Raw genomic sequence first — 21,411 nt, forward strand, 5'->3', positions numbered from 1 at the left:
GACGGTCCGCCCAACCGGACCGTCAGAAGCGTGGGGGTTGTTGTGGCTGGGATGAGTCGGCGCACGTTCGTCACGGGCACGTCGGTGGCCGCGGCGTGGACGGCGCTGTCGGCGGGCGGCGCGCGGTTCGCGTCGGCGGCGGAGCGGGACCGCGCGCTGGCGGCCACCGCGGCGCGCGCCGTCCAGGTGAAGGGGACGACGCTCGACCAGGTCGCCACTCCGGTCGGCAGCGCCGCGTACAAGCGGCTCACCGCGGGGCCGGGCCGGCCGCTGGTGGTCCGCGGCGACGTGGCCGCCCCCGGCGCCGGACGGGACGACCGCCGCACCGGCCTGGCCAGCTTCGTCCAGTTCACCGACCTGCACCTGGTGGACACCGAGTCCCCGGTACGGTTCGAGTACCTGGCCCGGTTCAACGACAGTGCGCACCGTCCGCAGGAGACCCTGAACGCACGCGGCGTCTCCGCCCTCGTCGAGCGGGTCAACTCGCTGGCCGGCGGCCCCTACACGGGGATGCCGTTCAGCCTGGTGATGGCCACCGGCGACAACACCGACAACCACGAGCACATCGAGCTCGACTGGTACCTGACCGTGATGGCCGGCGGCCGGCTGGCCCAGAACACCGGTGACACCTCCCGCTACGAGGGCGTGCAGAACTCCGGCAGCGCCGCCTACTGGAACCCCGAGTCGACGTTCCAGGACGGCTACAAGGCCAAGGGGTTCCCGCAGGTGCCCGGGCTGCTCGCCGCCGCCGGCCGCCCGTTCGACGCGCCCGGCCTGCGGACGCCCTGGTACACCACGGTCGGCAACCACGACGACAGCCTTGAGGGCTCGCTGCCCGACTTCGGGCTGCTGGACTCGCTCTACACCGGCGAGTACAAGCTGGAGGGCTGCAACGACGCGGACGCGGCCAAGCTGATGGAGGCGCTGCGACGCGATCCGGCCGGCGCCGCGCTGCTGCTGGGCCGGCTGCTGTCGGACGGCGACGCAGTGCGCCGGATCACCCCGGACGAGCGCCGCCGGCCGTTCACGCTCAAGGAGTTCGCCAAGGCGCACCTCGACCCCGCCTACACCGGCGCGGGCCCGCACGGCCACGGCTTCACCTCGGACGCGGTGGGCAGCGGCAAGCTGTACTACACCTTCCGGATCTCGGAGAAGGTGCTGGGCATCAGCCTGGACACCACCAACCAGGCCGGTTTCGCGGACGGTTCGCTCGGCACCGCCCAACTGCGCTGGCTGGAGAGCCGGCTCAAGGCGAACAGCGGCCACTGGTACGACGCGGACGGCCGCAGGGTGCGCGGCGGCGGCAGCGACCAGCTGATCGTGGTCTTCAGCCACCACACCAGCGACACCATGGGCAACCTGCTGCCGGACCCGCGCAACATCTTCGAGAAGCGGCACGACGGCAACGAGTTGGTGGCCCTGCTGCAGCGCTACCCGAACGTGGTCGCCTGGGTGAACGGCCACACCCACATGAACAAGATCACCGCGCACGGCCACGGGGTGCCGGAGCGCGCCTTCTGGGAGATCAACACCGCCTCCCACATCGACTACCCGCAACACGCCCGGATCATCGAGATCGCCGACAACTAACAGATAACAGATTTCGAAATCTGTTATCTGTTAGTTGTTCGCCGTTTGTCGTTTGCCGTTCGCTGTCCGCCCGCTACTCCGGGTACCGGCGCGGGGTCCAGACGACCTCGGTGCCGTTGCCACGCTCGACGGCCTGGGTCTGCGAGGAGCCGATGAGCAGGATGGTCCGCATGTCGACCTGCGTGGGGTCCAGCTCCCCCAGCCGCACCGTCCGGACGCGCTCGGTCGGACCGCCGACATCGCGGGCCATCACCACCGGCGTCCCGGGCGCCCGGTACTCCAGCAGCAGGTCGCGCGCGCGGCCGACCTGAGTGGTGCGGGACTGCGAACCGGGGTTGTAGAGGGCGAGCACCAGGTCGGCCTCGGCCGCGGCACGCAGGCGCTTGGCCACGACGTCCCAGGGCTTGAGCCGGTCGGACAGCGAGACCACGGCGTAGTCGTGGCCGAGCGGGGCGCCGGCCCGGGAGGCGGCCGCGTGCGCGGCGGTCATGCCGGGGACGATCCGCACCGGGACGTCCCGGTACGTCTCCTCGCAGGCGACCTCCAGCACGGCGGTGGCCATCGCGAAGACACCCGGGTCACCGGAGGACACCACGGCGACGCGGTGTCCTCGCCGGGCCAGGTCGAGCGCGAACTCGGCGCGCTCGGACTCGACCTTGTTGTCCGAGCCGTGCCGCTGCTGACCGGGCCGGACGGGCACCCGGTCCAGGTAGGTGGTGTAGCCGACCAGGTCGGTGGCGGCCGCGAGCGCACCGCGTGCCTCGGGGGTGAGCCAGAGCGGGCCGGCCGGGCCGGTACCGATGACGGTGACACTGCCGGCACCCACACCCTCGGGCTCCGAAGCCTCGGACTCCGAAGCCTCGGGCACGGAGGCCGCAGGAACGGAGACCACGGCCTCCAACGGCGCGACCTTGCTCGGCAGCACGGCCACCGAGAAGTACGGCACGGTCTCGGCGTCGACGTCCGCCAGCGGCGCGGTGCGCTCGCCGTCCATGAAGGCGCGCTCCACGTACTGCGCGTCGTCGAGCCGCCCGGCCCGCTCCAGGGCGCGACGGACGGCCGGGAAGGTGCGGCCCAGCTTCATGATCACGGCGGAGTCGGCGGAGGCGATCCGCGCGGTCAGCTCCTCCTCGGGCAGGGTGCCCGGGATGATGGTGAGCGTCTCCTCGGCCTCGGTGAGCGCCTGCCCGAGCCGGGCGGCGGCCGCGCTGACCGACGTCACGCCGGGGACCACCTCGGTCGGGTAGCGGTGCGCGAGGCGCTTGTGCATGTGCTGGTACGAGCCGTAGAACAGCGGGTCGCCCTCCGCGAGCACGACGACGTCGCGCCCGGCGTCCAGGTGGGCGGCGAGGCGGACGGCCGCCTCCTCGTAGAAGTCGTCCAACGCCCCCCGGTAGCCGCCGGGGTGGTCGGTGGTCTCGACCGTGATCGGGTAGACCAGCTTCTCCTCGATCTGACCACCCGTCAGATATCGCTCGGCGATGGAGCGGGCGATCGAGCGGCCGTGCCGGGCACTGTGGTACGCCACCACGTCGGCCTTGCCGATGAGTTCGGCGGCGCGAACCGTCACCAGGGACGGGTCGCCGGGGCCGAGACCCACTCCGTAGAGCCGGCCGGTGGCGTTCTGCTGCTCCGTCACTCTTCTTCGCTCGCAATCGCGTTGATGGCGGCGGCGGCGATCGCGCTGCCGCCGCGACGGCCGCGCACCACCAGGTGCTCCAGCCCGGACGGATGCCCGGCCAGTGCGTCCTTCGATTCGGCGGCACCGATGAAGCCGACCGGGACGCCGATCACCGCGGCCGGGCGCGGGGCACCCGCCTCGATCAGCTCCAGCAGCCGGAACAGCGAGGTGGGCGCGTTGCCGACGGCCACCACCGCGCCCTCAAGCCGGGGCAGCCACAGTTCCATCGCGGCGGCGCTGCGGGTGTTGCCCGCCTTCCGGGCCAGCTCGGGCACCGACGGGTCGGTCAGGGTGCAGATCACCTCGTTGTCGGCGGGCAGCCGCTTGCGGGTGACACCGCTGGCCACCATGTTCACGTCGCAGAGGATCGGCGCCCCGGCGCGCAGTGCCCGGCGGGCGGAGGCGACCACGCCCGGCGAGTACACCAGGTCCTCGACCAGGTCGACCATGCCGCAGGCGTGGATCATCCGCACCGCGACCTGGGAGACGTCCGCGGGCAGGGCGGCCAGGTCGGCCTCGGCGCGGATGGTGGCAAAGGACTGGCGGTAGATGGACGCGCCGTCCTTCTCGTACTCGATCACTTCGTGGTCCTCCTGGCCTCGGCGACCGCCTCGGCCATCTCCTCGTTCGTCACGTCGTTCGTCACGTTCGTCACGCCGCTCGTCAGGTGACTCGTCGGGTGTGTCGTCAGATGGCTCGTCACGTCACTCGTTTCGCCGCTCTTCACGCCCGACGTTCCGTCGGTCACCGTCACCCGGTAGCCCTGCCCGGTCGCCAGCACGTCCACCCATCGGCCGGCGGGGTGCCCGCAGCGCCGTTCGCAGCCGGACCAGTGCACGGGCAGGCCGGCGCCGCTCATCACGTCCAGCGCCCGCGCCGCGTCAGCCCGGACATCGGCCACCGACCGGGCGCAGCCCGGCAGTCCGGTGCAGGCGGTGGCCCGCGCCCACGGCGATCCCGGCTCGGTACGGAAGCCGGCCGCGGCCAGCGCGGGCAGTCGCCCGGGCGGGGCGCCCGGCAGGACGGCGCCGCGCCAGGGAGTCAGTCTGAGCTCGCCCTCGGCGGCGTCGGCCAGGGTCCGCCACTGGTCGGAGCCGACCCGGCCGAAGCGCATCCCGACCGACAGGCCGCCGGGCACCACGCCCACCTCGGGATGTGCCCCGCCCACCGGGGGGAGCGGCACGACACCCGCGGGGGCGTCCGGCAGGTCCGGCGCATCGGGCAGGCCGGGCAGGTCGGGCAGCCCGGCCAGCAGGTCCGGCAGGAGATCGGGCACCTCGCGCAGGTGCCAGGCCTTGCGGCCGTGCGCCCGCAGCGCGTCCAGGAAGCCGCGGGCCGCGGCCAGCACCGCGTCCACCGCCCGCCCGGCCGGCACGGGCCGCGCGACGGGGGCCCGGCCGAGGCGCAGCAGCGCCGTACCGCCCGGGCCTGCGATCAATGTCACATCGGCGTCGAGCGCGGCGACATCACCCCGCCCGTCGTCCAGCGCGAAGAGGAACTTGCCGGAGAGACCGGCCGCCCAGGCGCTCGCGCAGAGCCGGCCGTCCAGTTCCCGCACCCAGGCCCGCATATCGGCGAAGCCCGCCCGGTCCAGCCCGGCGAGCGGGGAGGCGACGATGTTCCGGACCCGTTCATGGGTCTCGGAGGGCAGCAGGCCGACGGCGCGCAGCCGGTCGGCGAGCTCGCGTCCGCAGTCCGAAGCGAGGCCGCGCAACTGGACGTTGCCGCGCGAGGTGGTCTCCAGGTCGCCGTCGCCGAGCGCGTCGGCGGCGTCGGCCAGCGCGAGCGCCTGACGCACCGTCAGCAGACCGCCGGGTATGCGCACCCGGGCCAGGGCTCCGTCATCGGCGGTGTGCAGACGAAGGGCTCCTGGACAGGCGTCCGCGCGCCCCCGGTCGGGCACCGCGGCGCCCGGCACGGTGGCGTCGGGTGTCGGTGGCATGGCCGCGAGCATACAGATGATCCGATCGGTTGCCTCCGTCCGTCGGGTCACACCCACGGCCTCCGCCGGGTCACATCGCCGGGTCACACCCACGGCCTCCGTCCGGTCACTCCGCCGGTTTCCCCCGGCCGCGTCCACGGGCTGCCGCCCGACCGCACCCGCCGCTCCCCCACAGGCCGGATCCACGCCTCCCGCCCGGCCGTGACCCCGGCTGCGGTCCGGATCACTCTCCCCCGGGTCGGCCGCACCCCGTACGATGCTGGCGGGCGGTCCCCGCGGACCGCCCGCACGCCAGCGACGGCGCAGGGGAGGAAACCGGTGCAAGCCCGGTGCGGTCCCGCCACTGTGACCACGGTTCAACCGCCGTGGAAGCCAGGAACTCCTGCCGTCCTCCACCGGCCCGGGGCGCGGACCCCGAGGAAGGCTTGAAGCTTTGCGCTGCCGCATGCCCGCGCCCCTGCGCGTCCCCGTGCCCGCCATCGAGGCCGGGAGGGCCTTCGCATGATCCTGCTGCTGTCGACGTCCGACACCGACCTGCTCAGTGCCCGCGCCTCCGAGGGCCCGGTCCGCTACCGCCTCGGCAACCCGGCCCGGCTCTCCGCCGAGGAGCTGCCCGCCCTGCTGGAGGGCACCGACCTGGTCGTGGTCCGCCTGCTCGGCGGCCGGCGCGCCTGGCAGGAGGGCCTGGACGCACTGCTCGCCGGCCCCCGCCCGGTCGTCGTGCTGACCGGCGAGCAGGCGCCCGACGCCCAGCTGATGGAGCTGTCCACCGTCCCGGCCGGCATCGCCGCCGAGGCGCACGCCTACCTCGCCCACGGTGGCGCGGCCAACCTGGCCGAGCTGGGCGCGTTCCTCTCCGACACCGTGCTGCTCACCGGTCACGGCTTCGCGCCGCCCGCCTCCGCGCCGGCCTGGGGCCCGCTGGAGCGCGAGGCCCGGACGAGCGAGGGCCCGACCGTCGCCGTGCTCTACTACCGCGCCCACCACATGAGCGGCAACACCGCGTTCGTCGAGACCCTCTGCCGGGCCATCGAGGACCAGGGTGCGCAGGCGAAGGCCTACTACTGCGCCTCGCTGCGCGGCGCCGAGCCCGAGCTGCTGGCCGCGCTCGGCACGGCCGACGTCCTCGTCACCACCGTGCTGGCCGCCGGCGGCACCCGCCCGGCCGACGCGCAGGCCGGCGGCGACGAGGAGGCCTGGGACGCGGGCGCGCTGGCGGCGCTGGACCGGCCGATCCTGCAGGCGCTCTGCCTGACCTGGTCGCGGGCACAGTGGGAGGCCAGCGACGACGGCCTCTCCCCGCTGGACACCGCCACCCAGATCGCCGTGCCCGAGTTCGACGGCCGGCTGATCACCGTCCCGTTCTCCTTCAAGGAGCTGGACGAGGACGGCCTCACCGTCTATGCCGCCGACCCCGAGCGCGCCGCCAGGGTCGCCGGGACGGCGGTCAAGCACGCCCGGCTGCGGCACATCCCGGCCGCCGAGCGCCGGCTCGCGCTGGTCCTCTCCGCCTACCCGACCAAGCACGCCCGGGTCGGCAACGCGGTCGGCCTGGACACCCCGGCCAGTGCGATCCGGCTGCTGCACCGGCTCCGCGCGGAGGGCATGGACCTCGGCCACGACCTGCCGGGCCTGGACACCGACGCCGATGACGTCCCGGCCCGAGCCGGCTCGGAGACGACCGGACAGGCAGCGCTCCACGAGGGTGACGCCCTGATCCACGCCCTGATCGCGGCCGGCGGCTACGACCAGGACTGGCTCACCGAGGAGCAGCTGGCCCGCAACCCGGTCCGGATCCCCGCCGCCGACTACCGCCGCTGGTACGCCACGCTCCCCCAGGGCCTGCGCGACACCGTCGAGGAGCACTGGGGCCCGGCCCCCGGCGAGCTGTACGTCGACCGCTCGCAGAACCCGGACGGCGACATCGTGCTCGCCGCCATCCGCTCCGGCAACCTGCTGGTCCTGATCCAGCCGCCGCGCGGTTTCGGCGAGAACCCGGTCGCGATCTACCACGACCCGGACCTCCCGCCGTCGCACCACTACCTGGCCGCCTACCGCTGGATCGCGGCCGCCCAGGCGGACGGCGGCTTCGGCGCCGACGCGGTGATCCACCTCGGCAAGCACGGCAACCTGGAGTGGCTGCCCGGCAAGACCGCCGCGCTGTCGGCCGAGTGCGGCCCGGACGCCGTCCTCGGCGACCTGCCCCTCGTCTACCCGTTCCTGGTCAACGACCCGGGCGAGGGCACCCAGGCCAAGCGCCGCGCCCACGCCACCCTGGTCGACCACCTCGTCCCGCCGATGGCCCGCGCCGACTCCTACGGCGACATCGCGCGGCTGGAGCAGCTGCTGGACGAGCACTCCAACATCGCCGCGATGGACCCGGCCAAGCTGCCCGCCATCCGCGCGCAGATCTGGACCCTGATCCAGGCCGCCAAGCTCGACCACGACCTCGGGCTGGACGAGCGCCCCGAGGACGACGGCTTCGACGACTTCCTGCTGCACGTCGACGGCTGGCTCTGCGAGATCAAGGACGCCCAGATCCGCGACGGCCTGCACGTCCTCGGCCAGGCCCCGGCCGGCACCGACCGGGTCAACATCGTGCTCGCCATCCTGCGTGCCCGGCAGATCTGGGGCGGGGTCAGCGCGCTGCCCGGCCTGCGTGAGGCGCTCGGCCTGGACGAGGCCGCGCTCACCCTCGGCGCCACCGACGCGGCCGAGGCGCAGGCCCGCGCCCTGGTCGAGGCGATGGAGGCCGAGGACTGGTCGCCCGAGGCGGTCGAGAAGGTCGCCGCCGGGCTGCCGGAGGCCGTGCACGAGGTGCTCGCCTTCGCCGCCACCCAGGTCGTGCCGCGCCTGGCCGCCACCACCGACGAGCTGGACGCCGTCCTGCACGCGCTCGGCGGCGGTTTCGTCCCGGCCGGACCGTCCGGCTCGCCGCTGCGCGGTCTGGTCAACGTGCTGCCGACCGGGCGCAACTTCTACTCCGTCGACCCCAAGGCCGTGCCGAGCAAGCTCGCCTGGGAGACCGGGCAGGCGCTCGCCGCCTCGCTGGTCGAGCGGTACCGGGCCGACAACGACGGCGCCTGCCCGCCCTCGGTCGGGCTCTCGCTCTGGGGCACCAGCGCGATGCGCACCGCCGGCGACGACATCGCCGAGGCCTTCGCGCTGCTCGGCGTCCGCCCGGTCTGGGACGACGCCTCGCGCCGGGTCACCGGCCTGGAGGCGATCTCCCTGGAGGAGCTGGGCCGCCCGCGCATCGACGTCACCCTGCGCATCTCCGGCTTCTTCCGGGACGCCTTCCCGCACGTGGTCGCCCTGCTGGACGACGCGGTGCGCCTCGCCGCCGCCCAGGAGGAGCCGGACGTGGACAACTACGTCCGTGCCCACGTCCAGGCCGACCTCGCCGTGCACGGAGACGAGCGCAAGGCCACCGTCCGCGTCTTCGGCTCCCGCCCGGGCACGTACGGCGCGGGCCTGCTCCAGCTGATCGACAGCCGCGACTGGCGCACCGACGCCGACCTCGCCGAGGTGTACACGGTCTGGGGCGGCTACGCGTACGGGCGCGGGCTGGACGGGCGCCCGGCGCGCGAGGAGATGGAGACCGCGTACAAGCGGATCACCGTCGCCGCGAAGAACACCGACACCCGCGAGCACGACATCGCCGACTCGGACGACTACTTCCAGTACCACGGCGGCATGGTCGCCACCGTCCGCGCGCTCACCGGCAAGGCCCCGACCGCCTACATCGGCGACTCGACCCGCCCGGAGACGGTCCGCACCCGCACCCTGACCGAGGAGGCCGCCCGGGTCTTCCGCGCCCGGGTGGTCAACCCGCGCTGGATGGAGGCGATGCGCCGCCACGGCTACAAGGGCGCCTTCGAGATGGCCGCGACGGTGGACTACCTGTTCGGCTACGACGCCACCACCGGCGTGGTCGCCGACTGGATGTACGAGAAGCTGACCCAGGAGTACGTCCTGGACCCGGTCAACCGCGAGTTCCTGGCCGGCGCCAACCCCTGGGCCCTGCACGGCATCAGCGAGCGTCTGCTGGAGGCGGCCAGCCGCGGCCTCTGGGAGCAGCCCGACCCGGCGCTGATCGAGCAGCTCCAGGCCGCGTTCCTGGAGACCGAGGGCGACCTGGAGGGCGGCGACGAGGGCTGACGGGCGTCCGGTGACCCGCCTCGGTGAGGCCTGACCGCGTGGCTCCCGGGCTCTGGGCCCGGTCCGTACGTTGATGGCCGGCCCCTCGTGATTCGACTGCGAGGGGCCGGCCATCTCCGCGGACGGTGCTGATATCGAGTCAGGATCCGCCGGTGATCCGGCTCACGAACACGGACCGCACGCCTTCATTCCCTGGTGGACCGGCGCCGGTCCTCGTGGCCCCCGGCTGCGCCCAGGTTTTGCTCATCCCGTTTCGTTGTCGGCGTCCTTCTGGGCCCGGTCAAGGATGTCCTGGGCCACGCTCTCGGGGTTCTGGCCGTGGAAGGGAAGGTCGGAGAGCCAGGTGTAGAGCATTTCCCGGCAGATCTGCGGCTGGTAGGCCGGCACTTCGTGTCCGGAGTCGGGCAGAGAGACCTGCGTCACGTTTTTGAGGGTACGGACGAACCCCTTCGGGTTCCCCTGTGCCTGCTTCCAGATCAGCCGCTTGGCCTTGCGCCAGTCGTCGGGCGGCGTCAGGATGCCGTCCAGGATCTCCTCGGTGCTCTGATATCCGCAGGCGGTGTCGAAGTTCCCGGTGTAGAGGAGGGTCTTGTAGCCCTTGCCGATGAGCTTGGCGTACAAGGGGGAGGCGTCGGCCATGTTGTCGCACTTCAGCGCCGTGGCCACCGGGCCGGCATTGTCCTGACACAGCCATTTCCTGTTGACGTGCAGGGCTTTCTGGACCTCTGCGCTGTCGAGGTAGGGGTGCAGCGCTCCCATGGACAGGTCGTCCCAGCGCCGTACGTCGTAGACGTCGAAGTTGCCCCCGTAGGCCAGGACCGCGTTCACCAGGCCGTTGCCGAGGTCGGTGGCCTGCTTCAGCTTTTTGGCGTCCTTGGTCTTCTCGCCGTCCTCGAGGACGCTCTGGAATGTGGCGTAGTGGTCGTCCAGGATCTTCTTCTGGTTCTTGCCGATGAATCCGGACACGTAGGCGTAGTCGATCATGATGCGGATCGACAGTTCCGGCTTGATCCAGCCGTTGCCTACGGCGATCCCTTTCAGTTCGATGTGTTTTCCGGCCTGCTTGTTGTTCTGTTCGTCGATCTTCAGGGCGATCGCCGGCACGTACTTGCCCGCGTAGCTCTCACCGCAGACATACAGGGGGCACTTCACGTACTCCGGGTACGTCGTGAAGAACTCCTGCAGGGCCTGCCAGAACATCTGGCTGAGGGTTTCCTCGTCCTCGACGTACTTCTTCGGGTCGTCACAGTAGCTGTATCCCGCGCCGATGGGCTGGTCCCAGAAGACGACGTGCGCTTCCTGGTTCCAGGTGTCGGGGCTCACCGACACTGTCCCGGCGGCGTCGTCACCGATGCGCAGCGGCCCGTTCTCAATGAACAGTCCCGCCAAGGAGGAGGCGCCGGGCCCGCCGTTGAGCCAGATCAGCAGCGGCGTTTTTTCGATCAGGTCCTGCTGGTCCTTGGGGTCGAGGTTGGGGTCGCAGGTCTGGCTTTCGAAGAACCAGTAGAACAAATGACTCTGCGCTGCGCCCGGGCCGTCGACGTCCGCATATCCGGCGTAGGAGCGGACCTTCTTCTGGACGTCGGCATCATCGGGATTTTCGGGGTCTGGGTAGAAGTGGATCGTCTGCGTGCTGGAGACGTTGGCGGGGATCTTGTACACGGGGCTGCGAGACATGGTTCACCTTCCGTTCGGAATCAGGGTCAGGAAGTCGGCGGAACACGCCGCGGCCGAGTGCGGCGGAAGTTTTCGAAGAGACGCTCGGTCCGCCTCGATTCCTCCAGGACCCCGATGCGCTGCCCCATGAGCAGTTGCAGTGCGGGGAACCGCCCCTTCTCGAACAGCAGGATGTTCAACGACCCGCCGTACTGGAAGTAGCCGATCTGATTGCCCTTTTGCACCTCTACCGGAGTCGACTCCTTTGTAATGTCCCTGAACTTGTCGAGGAACTTCACGGAGCCGATCGAGTTGAGGCCTACGGGCACCAGGGCGACATAGCCATCACCGTCCGGATTCCCCTTGTGATCAAAATACGGCGTTTTGATGATGACGTACCCACGGCGGAAGTAATCGAACATGCTGTAGTCGTACCCGTATCCGACGTTTCCCTTGTTGAGCAGTTCCGGGAAGTCCCGCATCCCGTAGTAGTCGCCGCCGATGTCATCGCGGGCCTCCACCACCTGGCCGCTCACCGGGGCGTGATACCAGTGGTAGGTGTCGGGCATCAGGATGCACGACACGGCCGTGCCGCCGCCCGGGTTCGCCGGCCTGCCGCGGGTGAAGTACGTCGCGTACTCGGAGCCGTCGAGCAGCTGCCGGACGTTCATGGTCACCCCCTTGCACGGGATCCGCGTCGACTCCGTCAGCTCATCAACAATCATGTTGATGACACAGTCGGTCGGGGCAACCACCACACTGGGGTCGTCCTCGCCGTCGATCGGCCGCACACCAGGCGCCAGTTCCCTGATGAAGAACTTATTGAAGGTCGACCAGTCTCCTTCCTTGTAGTTGGCCATGACCTTCGGACCGAGGTCCTCCTTCCACTTGTCAACGAGGCTCTTCGATGACGGGTCATCCATCTGCATGCCTTGTAGATGCGTAAAGTCGGCCAGCATCTCGCGCCCCGACCCTTCGGTAACGAAATACATTCCGGCGCAATTATTGTAATTGATCCAGCTGAACTTCTCGATATAGTTCAGCCCGTCCTGGAAGTACTGCTTCAGCCCCCAGTCGTACCACTCCTGGAAGAAGTCGCACAGGGTGTCGACATTCGCGTCCGCCCAGTCTTTCCAGACGTCGTCCGACGTGCCATCCGGACGCGGCTGAACGCCCTCGATCGCCGCTTCGAAATCGGCCTTGAAATAATCTGCTTCGTCGTCGTAGCGCTTTCTGACGTTCTTGAGAAAGTCCTCGACGGTCTTGGAGTAGGGGTCGATTTTCGGGCTCACGTACCGCTTCCTTCCGTGGCGAGCGAATCCCCCGCGCGGCTGCACCTCGCGCTTTCACTTCCCAATCCGTACACGAATTTGACTGCGGTTACCCCGTTCGCCAGAAACAATCACCCGCATGGCGGGACACCTCGACTGACCTCAATTCATCTGCTTTCCTGATCAGCTTACGATCTTGCCGATTCGCCCCTTTCGCCCTTTCATTCCTCGTGGTAGCGGGCTGGGCCTACACGTGTCGCCGTGGACCGACATCTGGCAGCGATCGGCTCCGAAGTGGACAATGCGGGACATGTCGCGCCGCCCCGCCGCCAGTCGTCCCGCCCTTGCCGGGCCCGTCCCCAGCAGGCCCGTCCCCAGCAGGCCTGACACGGCGGGCCGTTCGGACCGTTCGGGCCGGGGGCGGCGGTACCGGGCCCGGGTGGCGGCGCTCGCGGCCGGGGCGGTGCCGGTGCTGGCGTTTCCGGCCCCCGGACTGGCCTCGCTGGCCTGGGTCGCGCTGGTGCCCGGGCTGCTGCTGATGCAGCGGGCGCCCGGGGCTCGGGAGGCCGCGGTGCGCGGGTGGTGGTTCGGGGCCGGGTTCATCCTCACCACGATGTACTGGCTGATCCCGTCCGTCGGACCGGCGCTGCCGGTGCTCGCGGTGCTGTTCGGCACCCTGCAGGCCGGGGTGGGCCTGGCCGTCCACCGGCTGCTGCACCCGCCGCTGACCGCCCGTCGGGCGATGCTCGCACTGGTGGTCGTCCCGGCGGTCTGGCTGACCACCGAGTACGCGCGGTCCTGGCACGCGCTCGGCGGCCCGTGGGCACTGCTCGGTGCCACCCAGTGGCAGCACCCGACCGTCCTCGCGCTGGCCTCGGCCGGCGGGATCTGGCTGGTCAGCGCCGCCGTCGTGGCCGTCAACACCGGGGTGCTGATCGTCCTGACGGCCACCGGGTGGCGACCGCGCGCCCTCGCCGCCCTGGCCACCGTCGTGGTACTGGCGGCCGGGCCGCTGCTGTTCGCGCTGCGCACGGCGCCCGCCCGTGCCGGGGCGGTGACGGTCGCACTCGTCCAGCCCGGCATCGTCGACGATCCGCAGGCCCGGTTCGAGGCCAGTGCCGAGGCCACCGCCGCCCTGGGCGGGCGACCCGTCGACCTGATCGTCTGGGGCGAGAGCAGCACCACCGCCGACCTGGACCGGGACCCCGCCGCACTGGCCCGGCTCCGCCGACTCGCCGCCGACACCGGCGCCGGGATCCTGGCCGGCGAGGACGCCCGCAAGGCCGACGGACGGATCTCCAAGGACGCCGTCCTGGTCTCGCCGACCGGCATCGTGGACCGCTACCGCAAGATCCGGCTGGTCCCGTTCGGCGAGTACATCCCGCTGCGGCCGGTGCTCGGCTGGATCGCCGGTGTCAGCCGGGCGGCGGGGGAGAACCGGGCGCCCGGCACCGCCTTCCGTCTGCTGCCGGCCACCGACCGAGGCCGCGGCCCACTGCCGGTCGGCGCGCTGATCTGTTTCGAGTCGGCCTTCCCCGACATGTCCCGGACGGCCGCCCGGGACGGCGCACGGGTGCTGGTCTACCAGTCGTCGACCTCGACCTTCCAGCACACCTGGGCGCCCGAACAGCATGTCTCGCTGGCCGCGATCCGGGCCGCCGAGACCGGGCGCCCGGCCGTCCAGGCCGCGCTCACCGGTGTCTCGGCGGCCTTCGACGCCCAGGGGCGCGAGCTGGCCCGGCTCGGCACCGACCGCACCGGCGCGCTGACGGTGCGGCTGCCGCTGACCGCGCCCACCACGCTGACCTGGTACGACCGGGTCGGCGACGTGGTGCCGGCCGCGGCGCTGCTGGTGACGGCGGGTTCGGTGGTCGCCCTCTGGCGCGACCGGGCGCGCCGGGCGAACCGCCCGGACCGAGCAGACCGGGCAGGCCGTGCGGGCGGCGCGGGTGATACGGACGGTACGGGCGGCGCGGGTGGTCAGCCCTCGGTGCCTGCCGGGTAGACGCCGAACACCGCACCCACCGGGTCCCGCAGGACCGCGATCCGCGGGCCGTCCGGCACCGAGGTCGGCGGCATCAGCACATCGGCGCCGAGGCTGCCGGCCCGGAAGGCCGTCCCGTCGACGTCCGCGACCGCGAAGTAGGGCAGCCAGTACGGCGGCAGTTGCGGCGGGAAGTTCTCGCCCATCGCCATCATCCCGCCGAAGTCCAGGCCGGCCAGGCCCCACTGGGTGTAGGTGTCGGACGGGTTGACCGTCCAGCCGAACACGGCCGGGTAGAAAGCGGTCGCGCCCGCGGTGTCCCTGGTGAGCAGTTCGACCCAGCCCAGCGCGCCGGGGGCGTTGAGCAGGCCGACGCCCGGCAGGCCGCGCGCCTGCCAGAGCGCGAAGACCGCGCCGGAGGGATCGGCGGCCACGACGAACCGCCCGAGGTCCGACACGTCCGCCGGTCCGGCGAGGACGCTCCCGCCGGCCGCGGCCACCTTGGCGGCGGAGGCGTCCGCGTCGGTGACGGCGAAGGAGACCGTCCAGGCCGTCGGCTGCCCCTCCCCCTCCAGCGGGGTCACGGCGGCGACGGTCGCGCCGTCCAGCGTCATAAAGGTGTAGCCGTCCGTCCCGTGGCTTTCGCCGGCCTCGGCCCGCCAGGCGAACAGCTCGCCGTAGAACCGCTTGGCGGCGCCCGGGTCGGCGCTGGCGTGCTCCACCCAGCAGGGACCGCCGACGGTCACCTCGTTGATCTTCATCGTCCGCTCTCCTCCTCGGCCGGGGTCCGGGGCCTCATCCGATGTCCAGGACGAGCTTGCCGCGCGCGTGCCCGGACTCCACCAGCGCCAGTGCCTCGGCGGCGCGGTTCAGCGGGTACCGCCCGGTGATGTGCGGGTCCAGTTCTCCGGCGGCCACCAGGGCGGCCAGCGCGGCGAGAGTCTCCGAGGTGGTGGAGCGGGTGATGTACCGCCCGCCCAGCTCGGCGACGGTGTCCGGGTCCACGGTGCTGACCAGCTTGGCGCGGTCGGCCAGCGTCTCGGCGGCGGCCCGCAGATCGTCTCCGCCGACCAGGTCGAGGATGCCGTGCGCGCCGTCAGGCGCCGCGGCCCTGATCCGCTCGGCCACCCCGTCGCCGTACCGCACCTGCACCGCGCCCAGTGACTCCACGTACTCCCGGTTGGTGTCGCTCGCCGTGCCGATCACCCGCAGGCCCCGGCTGCGGGCGATCTGCGCGGCGGCGCTGCCGACGCCGCCCGCGATGCCGAGGATCAGCAGCGTCCGGCCGGAACCGAGCCCGACGTCCCGCACTCCGTCGTCCCCGGTCGCGGCCGCCACCGGCAGTGCCGCCACCTGATCGAACCCGGCCCCGAGCGGCCGCAGCGCGCTCATCGCGGCGAGCAGCAGGGTCTGCTCCGCGTAGCCGCCGGCGGCCGCGAGACCGAACACCTCGTCTCCCGGGGTGAAGCCCTCCACCCCTGGACCGACCCGCTCCACCACCCCCGCCGCCTCCTGCCCCAGCACGGCCGGGAGCGTACGGTTCTTCCCCAGCCGTCCGGTGCGGATCTTCCAGTCCACCGGGTTCACCCCGGCCGCCCGCACGGTGATTCCCAACTGGCCCGGTCCGGGCTCCAGCACCGGTCGGTCCAGGAACTCCTGATTCTCCGGCCCGCCGTAGTCGACGAACCCCAACGCCTTGACCATCGTTGATCCCGTTCCTCAGCTTGCCGGCCCCCTTCCCCGCCCCAGCATGCGGCCGCCCGCAGCTCTCGGCCCGCCGCTGCTGCGCCGAACGGGGGCGCCTGCGGGGAACGGGGAACAGATAACGGATGACAGATTTCAGATTCTGTTATCCGTTATCTGTCATCTGTTAGTTGTCACTTGTCGCCCGACCGTCGACCGGCTCCCCCGGCCACCCACCGGCCGGGCGCGACCGGGCCGACCACCATCTCCCCTATCGCAAAAGGGAGTTGACGAACCACCTCGCCGTCGGGTTGATTGGTGCCGACCGCAAAACACCCCAAATCAGGAGAAATCATGACCCCACCCACCGTTACCGTCTTCCGCGACGTCCGCCCCTTCGGCGCGGCCGCCGTCGCCGACCTGGTCGCCGTCGACGGCCTGCTGGTCGCCGCGGTGCCGGAGGGCTCCCGGGTGGAGGTGGTGGAGGGGCGCGGACGGATCGCGCTGCCGACGCTGGTGGACGCCCACATCCACCCGGACAAGACCGCGTGGGGCGAGCCCTGGTACAGCCGGCGCCCGGCCGGCGGGCTGCCGGAGTACGTACGGGGCGATGTGGAGCTGTACGAGCACCAGCGGACGCCGCTCACCGAGCGCGCGGGCCGGCTGCTCGCGCACGCGGTGGCCCAGGGGACGCGCGCGGTGCGGGCGCACGTGGATGTGGCGCCCGCGTACGGACTGGCGGGCGTGACGGGGCTGGCCGCCGCACGGGAGCGGCTGGGCCCGGCGCTGGACGTGCAGGTGGTGGCGTTCCCGCAGCACGGGGTGCGGCGGACGCCGGGGGCGGGGGCGCTGCTCGCCGAGGCGGCGGCGAGCGGGCTGATCGACGCGGTGGGCGGGATCGACCCGGCCGGGTTCGACGGGGTCGGCGAGGACGGCGAAGGCCCGGCCCAGCTCGACCAGGTCTTCGGCCTCGCCGAGAAGCACGGACTCCAGCTGGACGTCCACCTGCACGACACCGGCGACCGGGGCCTCGCCCCGCTGCGTGACATCGCCGCCCGGACGAAGGCGGCCGGGCTGGGCGGCCGGGTCGTGGTGAGCCACGCGTTCTGCGTGCCGGAGTTGTCCGGCGGCGCGCTCAGTGAGCTGGCCGAGCTGCTGGCCGATGCCAGCATCGGCCTGACCACCGTCGCGCCCTCCACCCACCAGGTGCTGCCGTTCCGGGAGTTGGCGGCCCACGGGGTCAAGGTGGGCCTAGGCTCGGACGGCGTGCGGGACTCCTGGAGCCCGTTCGGCAACGCCGACATGCTGCACCGCGCGCATCTGCTCGGCTGGACCACCGACGCCCGCACGGACGCGGAGCTGGCCGACTGCTTCGCCCTCGCCGCCGCCGGGGGCGCCGAGTTGCTCGGACTGCCGGCCGCCGACCTGACGCCGGGCTCCCCGGCCGACTTCATGCTGGTCGACGGCGAGTGCCTGCCACAGGTGGTGGTGGACCTGCCGAGGCGCGAACTCGTCGTCCGCGCCGGACGGGTGGTCGCCCGGGACGGCCGCTTCGAGGGCTGAGACCGGACGGCGGTCCCCCTCCGCGCGGAGGGGGACCGCACCGGGTCAGCCACGCTCGACATCGACCTCGGTCAACCGCGCGAACCGCTCCGGATCGGTCCGCCGGATGTGCCGCGCCACCGCGAACCCGGCCAGCGCGACCAACGGCAGCGGCACCAGCAGCAGCGCGTTCACCAAGTCCGAAGCCCCGGTCAGCAGACCGAAGTTGAAGACGGCGAGGACGGTGAGCACGGCCAGCCCGGCCGCCGCCAGCAGCGGCGCCCAGACCACCCGCAGCGCCGACATCCCGCGCCGGTCGCGCCGGAAGAACGCCCACACGGCGACCGCCGCCAGTGCCTGCATCGCCATGATGCCGAGCACACCGATGCTGTTGGACCACATCAGCACCACCAGATACGGATCCGCCGCCAGCACCGCGCCCAGCAGCACCACCAGCGCGTTGAACGAGCTCTGCACCACGACCGCCGCACCGGGCGAGCCGAACCTGCCCGACACCCGCCCGAGCCGGCGCGGCAGCAGCCCCTCCCGTCCGAGCGCGTACAGGTAGCGGGCGGCCGCGTTGTGGAAGGCGAGCGCGGAGGCGAAGGCGGAGACCACGATCAGGACGTGCATCGAGTCCGAGAGCCAGACACCGACGAAGCGCTCGGCCGCGGTGAAGGTGAGGTCCGGCCCCTCGGCGGCGCGGGCCGCCGCCACGGCCTGGTCCGTCCCGTAGGCGCCCATCACGATCCAGGTGCCGAGGGCGTAGAAGACGGCGAGGAAGCCGATCGCGATGAACGTCGCCCGGGGCACCGTCCGGCGCGGGTCACGTACCTCCTCGGCGTAGATCGCCGTCGCCTCGAAACCGGTGAAGGCGCCGATGACCAGCACGAACATCCCGGCGACCCCGCCCTGGGTGAGCAGCGAGGGGTCGAAGGAGACCGGGTCGAGCGCGGCCGTGCCCCGGTCGGCGAGCACCCCGCCCTCCATCACCAGCAGCGCCAGCACCTCCAGGACCAGCGCGACGCCGAGCACCTTGGCGCTGAGCGTCACCTTCAGCCAGCCCAGCACGCCGACCACCACGACGCAGCCGCCCGAGAGCAGCCACCACGGCACGTGCGCGCCGGTGCGCTGTTCGATGTGCCCGGCGGCGAAGTAGCCGAAGGCGGCGGCCACGCCCGGGGTGATCAGGTTGTAACAGACCACCGCCACATAGGCGGTGACGACGCCGAACGTCCGGCCCAGGCCGCGCGCGACGTACGCGTAGAAGGCGCCCGCGTTGCGCACGTAGCGGCTCATCGCGGTGAAGCCCGCCGCGAACAGGACCAGCAGCACGCCCGAGATCAGGTAGGCGGCGGGGGCAGAGGCACCGCCGACGCCGATCGCGAAGGGCGCGATGCCCGCGAGGACGGTGAGCGGCGCGGCGGCGGCGACCACGAAGAAGACCAGGTCGGTGGTGCCGATCAGGCCGCCCGCGAGCCGTTGCGGCGACTGCGAGGCCGACTGCCGGGCCGACTGCGGGCCGGCCGGCGGGGCGATGGCCTGGGATCTTTCTGCGGAGACATTCACGGTGGGGGCGTCCTTCCGGCAGGGGCGGGGGGTGCGGGGTCCGCCGACCGGGGTGGGGCCCGGCCAACGGATGGAAGGGGGAAGAGGGGAAGAGGGGAAGGCGAGAAAGGAAAGGTCAGGTCCGCGGCGTGCGGTCGAGGACGACCCGGCCGCCGTGCAGGACGAGCAGCCGCTCGGGGTGCGCCGCGACGGCCTCGGGGACGGATCCGGCCGCGATCGCCACCAGGTCGGCACGGACGCCGACGGCGAGCCCGTAGTCGGCCAGCCCGAGCGCCACCGCGGCGTTCTCTGTCACCAAGTCCGCTGCTAGGAAGAGCTCCTGATCGGTCATCAGTTCACCCTGGAGGCCGATGACGGTGGCGCGTTCGAGCATGTCCCCGGTGCCGTACGGCCACCACGCGTCACGGATGTTGTCGGAGCCGGCGAAGACCCGGACGCCGGCCTCGTGCAGCAGCTTCACGGGCGGCATCGAGCGGCTCGGGCCGTTGGTCATCACGGCCACCCCGGCGTCCGCCAGCTTCTGTACGGTGAGCATGAGTTCAGAGGAGTCGAGACCGCTCCCGAGCGCGTACGCGTGGCTGACCGCGACCCGCCCGCCGAGCCCGAGGGCGGCCGTCCGGTCGGCGATGTCACGCAGCTGGGAGGCACCGACCGGGCCACCGTCGTGCAGATGGATGTCCACGCCGGCGCCGTGCCGCTCGGCGAGGCCGAAGACGATGTCGAGCTGGCCGTCCACGTCGCCGTCGAAACCGGCCGGGTCGAGGCCGCCGATCAGCTCGGCGCCCTCGCGCAGTGCCGCGTCCAGCAGGTCGGCGACGCCGGGGGCGGTCACCACCCCGCTCTGCGGGAAGGCGACGAGCTGGATGCCGATCACGTCCCGGACGCGCTCGCGCACCTCCAGCAGGGCGTGCAGGTGGTCGAGCCCGGTGTCCGGATCCACGTCGACGTGCGAGCGGACGTACCCGGTGCCGAGCGCCGCCATCCGCCGGGCCAGCGCCTCGGCCCGGTCGGCGACGGGCACGGCCGCCGCGACCTCGCGGCGCAGCTCCCGCTCGGAGGCGATCTGGGTCCGGAGACCGGCGGTGGCACGATGGGGCTGCCAGGGCGCACCGAGGAAGGTCTTGTCCAGGTGCGCGTGCCCGTCCACCAGGGCGGGCAGCAGCAGCGCGCCGTCCAGCCGCAGGCCCCGGCCGGCGGCCTCGGGCGCACGCCGGGCGGGCGCGGTCAGGGCGGCGATCCGGCCGTCGGCGAGGTGGACGTCGGCCGCGGTGCCGTCGGGCAGGGTGGCGTCCAGGAGGAGGGCGGGGTGAAGGGGCGAGGTGGGGGTCACACGGGCACGCTAGCTGGTATACCGAATACCAAACAAGAGGTGTCCGCCAACGGATCCGAAACGAGACCGGAAGCGAGATGGAGCCAGCCGGAGCCGGCTGCCGACCGGCATCCCGGGTCGGATCCCGAGCAGGCCCCGGCACGGGATCCGCACCGGTACCGCACCGACACCGCGGACCAGATCCGGCACCGGGCCCGGCGAACGGATCTGAAATGATCTGCACTGCCCCCACCGCCCGCGCGGTCCCCCACCCGACTGGAGCCCCGATGCCCGACACCCCCGGCGACGCCCACCAGTCGCTCCGGGACCTCGTCTACGTCCAGCTCCGCGAACGGATCATCGAGGGCGAGTACCCGGCCGGCCGACGGCTCGTGGAGCGCGAGCTGGCGGAGACGATGAACGTCTCCCGCGTCCCCGTCCGCGAGGCCATGCAGCGGCTGGAGCAGGAGGGCTTCCTCACCGTCCAGGCCCGCCGGGGCGCGGTGGTCGCCGAGTTCGGCCCCGCCGAGGCCGAACACTTCTTCGCCGTACGGGAGTCCCTGGAGGCCCTCGCCGCCCAACTGGCCGCCCAGCACGCCACCCCGGCGGGCCTCAAGTCCCTCGAACGCATCCTGACCCGGACCAGGAAGGCCGCCGAGGCGGGGCGGCTGCGCGAGACCGTGAGCCTCAACGCCGACTTCCACCGGGCGATCGTCGAGCTCTCCGGCAACCCGCTGCTCCAGGACATGATGGCCCCGCTCGACGGCCGGCTGCGCCGCCTCTTCCGGCTCACCTCCGGCCCCGAGAGCACCACCCCGATGTGCACCGAGCACGAGCAGTTGCTCGCCGCCATCCGCTCCCGCGACCCGCAGGCCGCCGCCGACCTCGCCCGCCGCCACGTCGCGGGCACCCGGGCCTTCGCGCTCAGCGCGCTCGGAAGCTGACCGCGCTCGAAAGCCGGCCGCGGCCGAAACAGGCACGTGGCCGGAACAGGCGCGCGGCCGGAGCAGACACGTGGTCGAG

General features: G+C 72.3%; 14 protein-coding genes and 1 riboswitch. Of the genes, 5 read left to right on the top strand and 9 right to left on the bottom strand.

All coding sequences use genetic code 11. From position 1 onward, the window contains the following. Window positions 1-51 precede the first annotated feature (51 nt). Window positions 52-1,590, top strand: a complete 1,539-nt coding sequence (locus ACIP82_RS00565; RefSeq protein ID WP_400649337.1) for a TIGR03767 family metallophosphoesterase — start codon at window positions 52-54, stop codon at window positions 1,588-1,590. 73 nt (window positions 1,591-1,663) lie between these two features. Here the strand turns inward: ACIP82_RS00565 and ACIP82_RS00570 are convergent, their stop codons facing one another. From ACIP82_RS00570 to cobG, 3 genes are read right to left on the bottom strand one after another with little or no spacing between them, the layout of a single operon-like run. Next, complete coding sequence (locus tag ACIP82_RS00570; RefSeq protein WP_400649340.1) at window positions 1,664-3,229, bottom strand: precorrin-2 C(20)-methyltransferase; 1,566 nt, start codon at window positions 3,227-3,229, stop codon at window positions 1,664-1,666. After that, window positions 3,226-3,852 carry a precorrin-8X methylmutase gene (locus tag ACIP82_RS00575; RefSeq protein ID WP_363606552.1) on the bottom strand — a complete coding sequence of 209 codons (627 nt, stop codon included), beginning with the start codon at window positions 3,850-3,852 and terminating at the stop codon, window positions 3,226-3,228. Before ACIP82_RS00575 ends, ACIP82_RS00570 begins: the two co-directional genes overlap by 4 nt. Then, window positions 3,849-5,213, bottom strand: a complete 1,365-nt coding sequence (gene cobG / locus ACIP82_RS00580) for a precorrin-3B synthase (RefSeq protein WP_400649342.1) — start codon at window positions 5,211-5,213, stop codon at window positions 3,849-3,851. The genes ACIP82_RS00575 and cobG overlap by 4 nt, the downstream gene beginning before the upstream one ends. A 308-nt stretch (window positions 5,214-5,521) precedes the next feature. After that, a riboswitch (cobalamin riboswitch) is annotated at window positions 5,522-5,595 on the top strand. Window positions 5,596-5,714: 119 nt separating this feature from the next. Between cobG and cobN the strand changes: the two genes are divergently transcribed. Beyond that, window positions 5,715-9,374, top strand: a complete 3,660-nt coding sequence (gene cobN / locus ACIP82_RS00585) for a cobaltochelatase subunit CobN (RefSeq protein ID WP_400649344.1) — start codon at window positions 5,715-5,717, stop codon at window positions 9,372-9,374. A gap of 243 nt (window positions 9,375-9,617) precedes the next feature. On the opposite strand, the gene ACIP82_RS00590 is transcribed toward cobN, so the two are convergent. Then, entirely contained in the window at window positions 9,618-11,036 is a 1,419-nt protein-coding gene (locus ACIP82_RS00590; protein WP_400649347.1) for a hypothetical protein, read from the bottom strand. Window positions 11,037-11,077: 41 nt separating this feature from the next. Further along, entirely contained in the window at window positions 11,078-12,322 is a 1,245-nt protein-coding gene (locus tag ACIP82_RS00595) for a phosphatidylserine decarboxylase (protein WP_400649350.1), read from the bottom strand. Window positions 12,323-12,740: 418 nt separating this feature from the next. On the opposite strand from ACIP82_RS00595, the gene lnt reads away from it, so the two are divergent. Continuing rightward, complete coding sequence (lnt, locus tag ACIP82_RS00600) at window positions 12,741-14,306, top strand: apolipoprotein N-acyltransferase (protein WP_400649352.1); 1,566 nt, start codon at window positions 12,741-12,743, stop codon at window positions 14,304-14,306. On the opposite strand, the gene ACIP82_RS00605 is transcribed toward lnt, so the two are convergent. Further along, entirely contained in the window at window positions 14,282-15,046 is a 765-nt protein-coding gene (locus ACIP82_RS00605; RefSeq protein WP_400649355.1) for a VOC family protein, read from the bottom strand. The two genes, lnt and ACIP82_RS00605, sit on opposite strands and share 25 nt — an antisense overlap. A gap of 34 nt (window positions 15,047-15,080) precedes the next feature. Beyond that, the gene (locus tag ACIP82_RS00610) at window positions 15,081-15,989 is read right to left on the bottom strand and encodes an NADP-dependent oxidoreductase (protein ID WP_400649357.1); all 909 of its coding nucleotides are present in this window, start codon (window positions 15,987-15,989) and stop codon (window positions 15,081-15,083) included. Window positions 15,990-16,322: 333 nt separating this feature from the next. Here ACIP82_RS00610 and ACIP82_RS00615 point away from each other — a divergent pair, with 333 nt between their 5' ends. After that, window positions 16,323-17,531: an amidohydrolase gene (locus tag ACIP82_RS00615; protein ID WP_400649359.1), complete on the top strand. Its 1,209-nt coding sequence runs from the start codon at window positions 16,323-16,325 to the stop codon at window positions 17,529-17,531. A 45-nt stretch (window positions 17,532-17,576) separates the two neighbouring features. Here the strand turns inward: ACIP82_RS00615 and ACIP82_RS00620 are convergent, their stop codons facing one another. Continuing rightward, window positions 17,577-19,079: an APC family permease gene (locus tag ACIP82_RS00620; RefSeq protein ID WP_400649361.1), complete on the bottom strand. Its 1,503-nt coding sequence runs from the start codon at window positions 19,077-19,079 to the stop codon at window positions 17,577-17,579. Between the two features lie 115 nt (window positions 19,080-19,194). Beyond that, a complete protein-coding gene (locus ACIP82_RS00625) occupies window positions 19,195-20,409 on the bottom strand; it encodes an amidohydrolase family protein (protein ID WP_400649364.1) in 1,215 nt (404 codons plus the stop codon). 266 nt (window positions 20,410-20,675) lie between these two features. Here ACIP82_RS00625 and ACIP82_RS00630 point away from each other — a divergent pair, with 266 nt between their 5' ends. Continuing rightward, entirely contained in the window at window positions 20,676-21,332 is a 657-nt protein-coding gene (locus ACIP82_RS00630) for a GntR family transcriptional regulator (protein ID WP_400649366.1), read from the top strand. The last annotated feature ends 79 nt before the right edge of the window (window positions 21,333-21,411 follow it).

The sequence above is a fragment of the Kitasatospora sp. NPDC088548 genome, from assembly GCF_044753005.1.
In the GTDB taxonomy this organism is placed as follows: Bacteria; Actinomycetota; Actinomycetes; order Streptomycetales; family Streptomycetaceae; genus Kitasatospora.

Coding starts and splice junctions, on each gene's coding strand:
- ACIP82_RS00565 (WP_400649337.1), top strand. CDS start 52: ATGAGTCGGCGCACGTTCGTCACGGGCACGTCGGTGGCCGCGGCGTGG.
- ACIP82_RS00610 (WP_400649357.1), bottom strand. CDS start 15,989: ATGGTCAAGGCGTTGGGGTTCGTCGACTACGGCGGGCCGGAGAATCAG.
- ACIP82_RS00615 (WP_400649359.1), top strand. CDS start 16,323: ATGACCCCACCCACCGTTACCGTCTTCCGCGACGTCCGCCCCTTCGGC.
- ACIP82_RS00630 (WP_400649366.1), top strand. CDS start 20,676: ATGCCCGACACCCCCGGCGACGCCCACCAGTCGCTCCGGGACCTCGTC.
- cobG (WP_400649342.1), bottom strand. CDS start 5,213: ATGCCACCGACACCCGACGCCACCGTGCCGGGCGCCGCGGTGCCCGAC.
- cobN (WP_400649344.1), top strand. CDS start 5,715: ATGATCCTGCTGCTGTCGACGTCCGACACCGACCTGCTCAGTGCCCGC.
- ACIP82_RS00605 (WP_400649355.1), bottom strand. CDS start 15,046: ATGAAGATCAACGAGGTGACCGTCGGCGGTCCCTGCTGGGTGGAGCAC.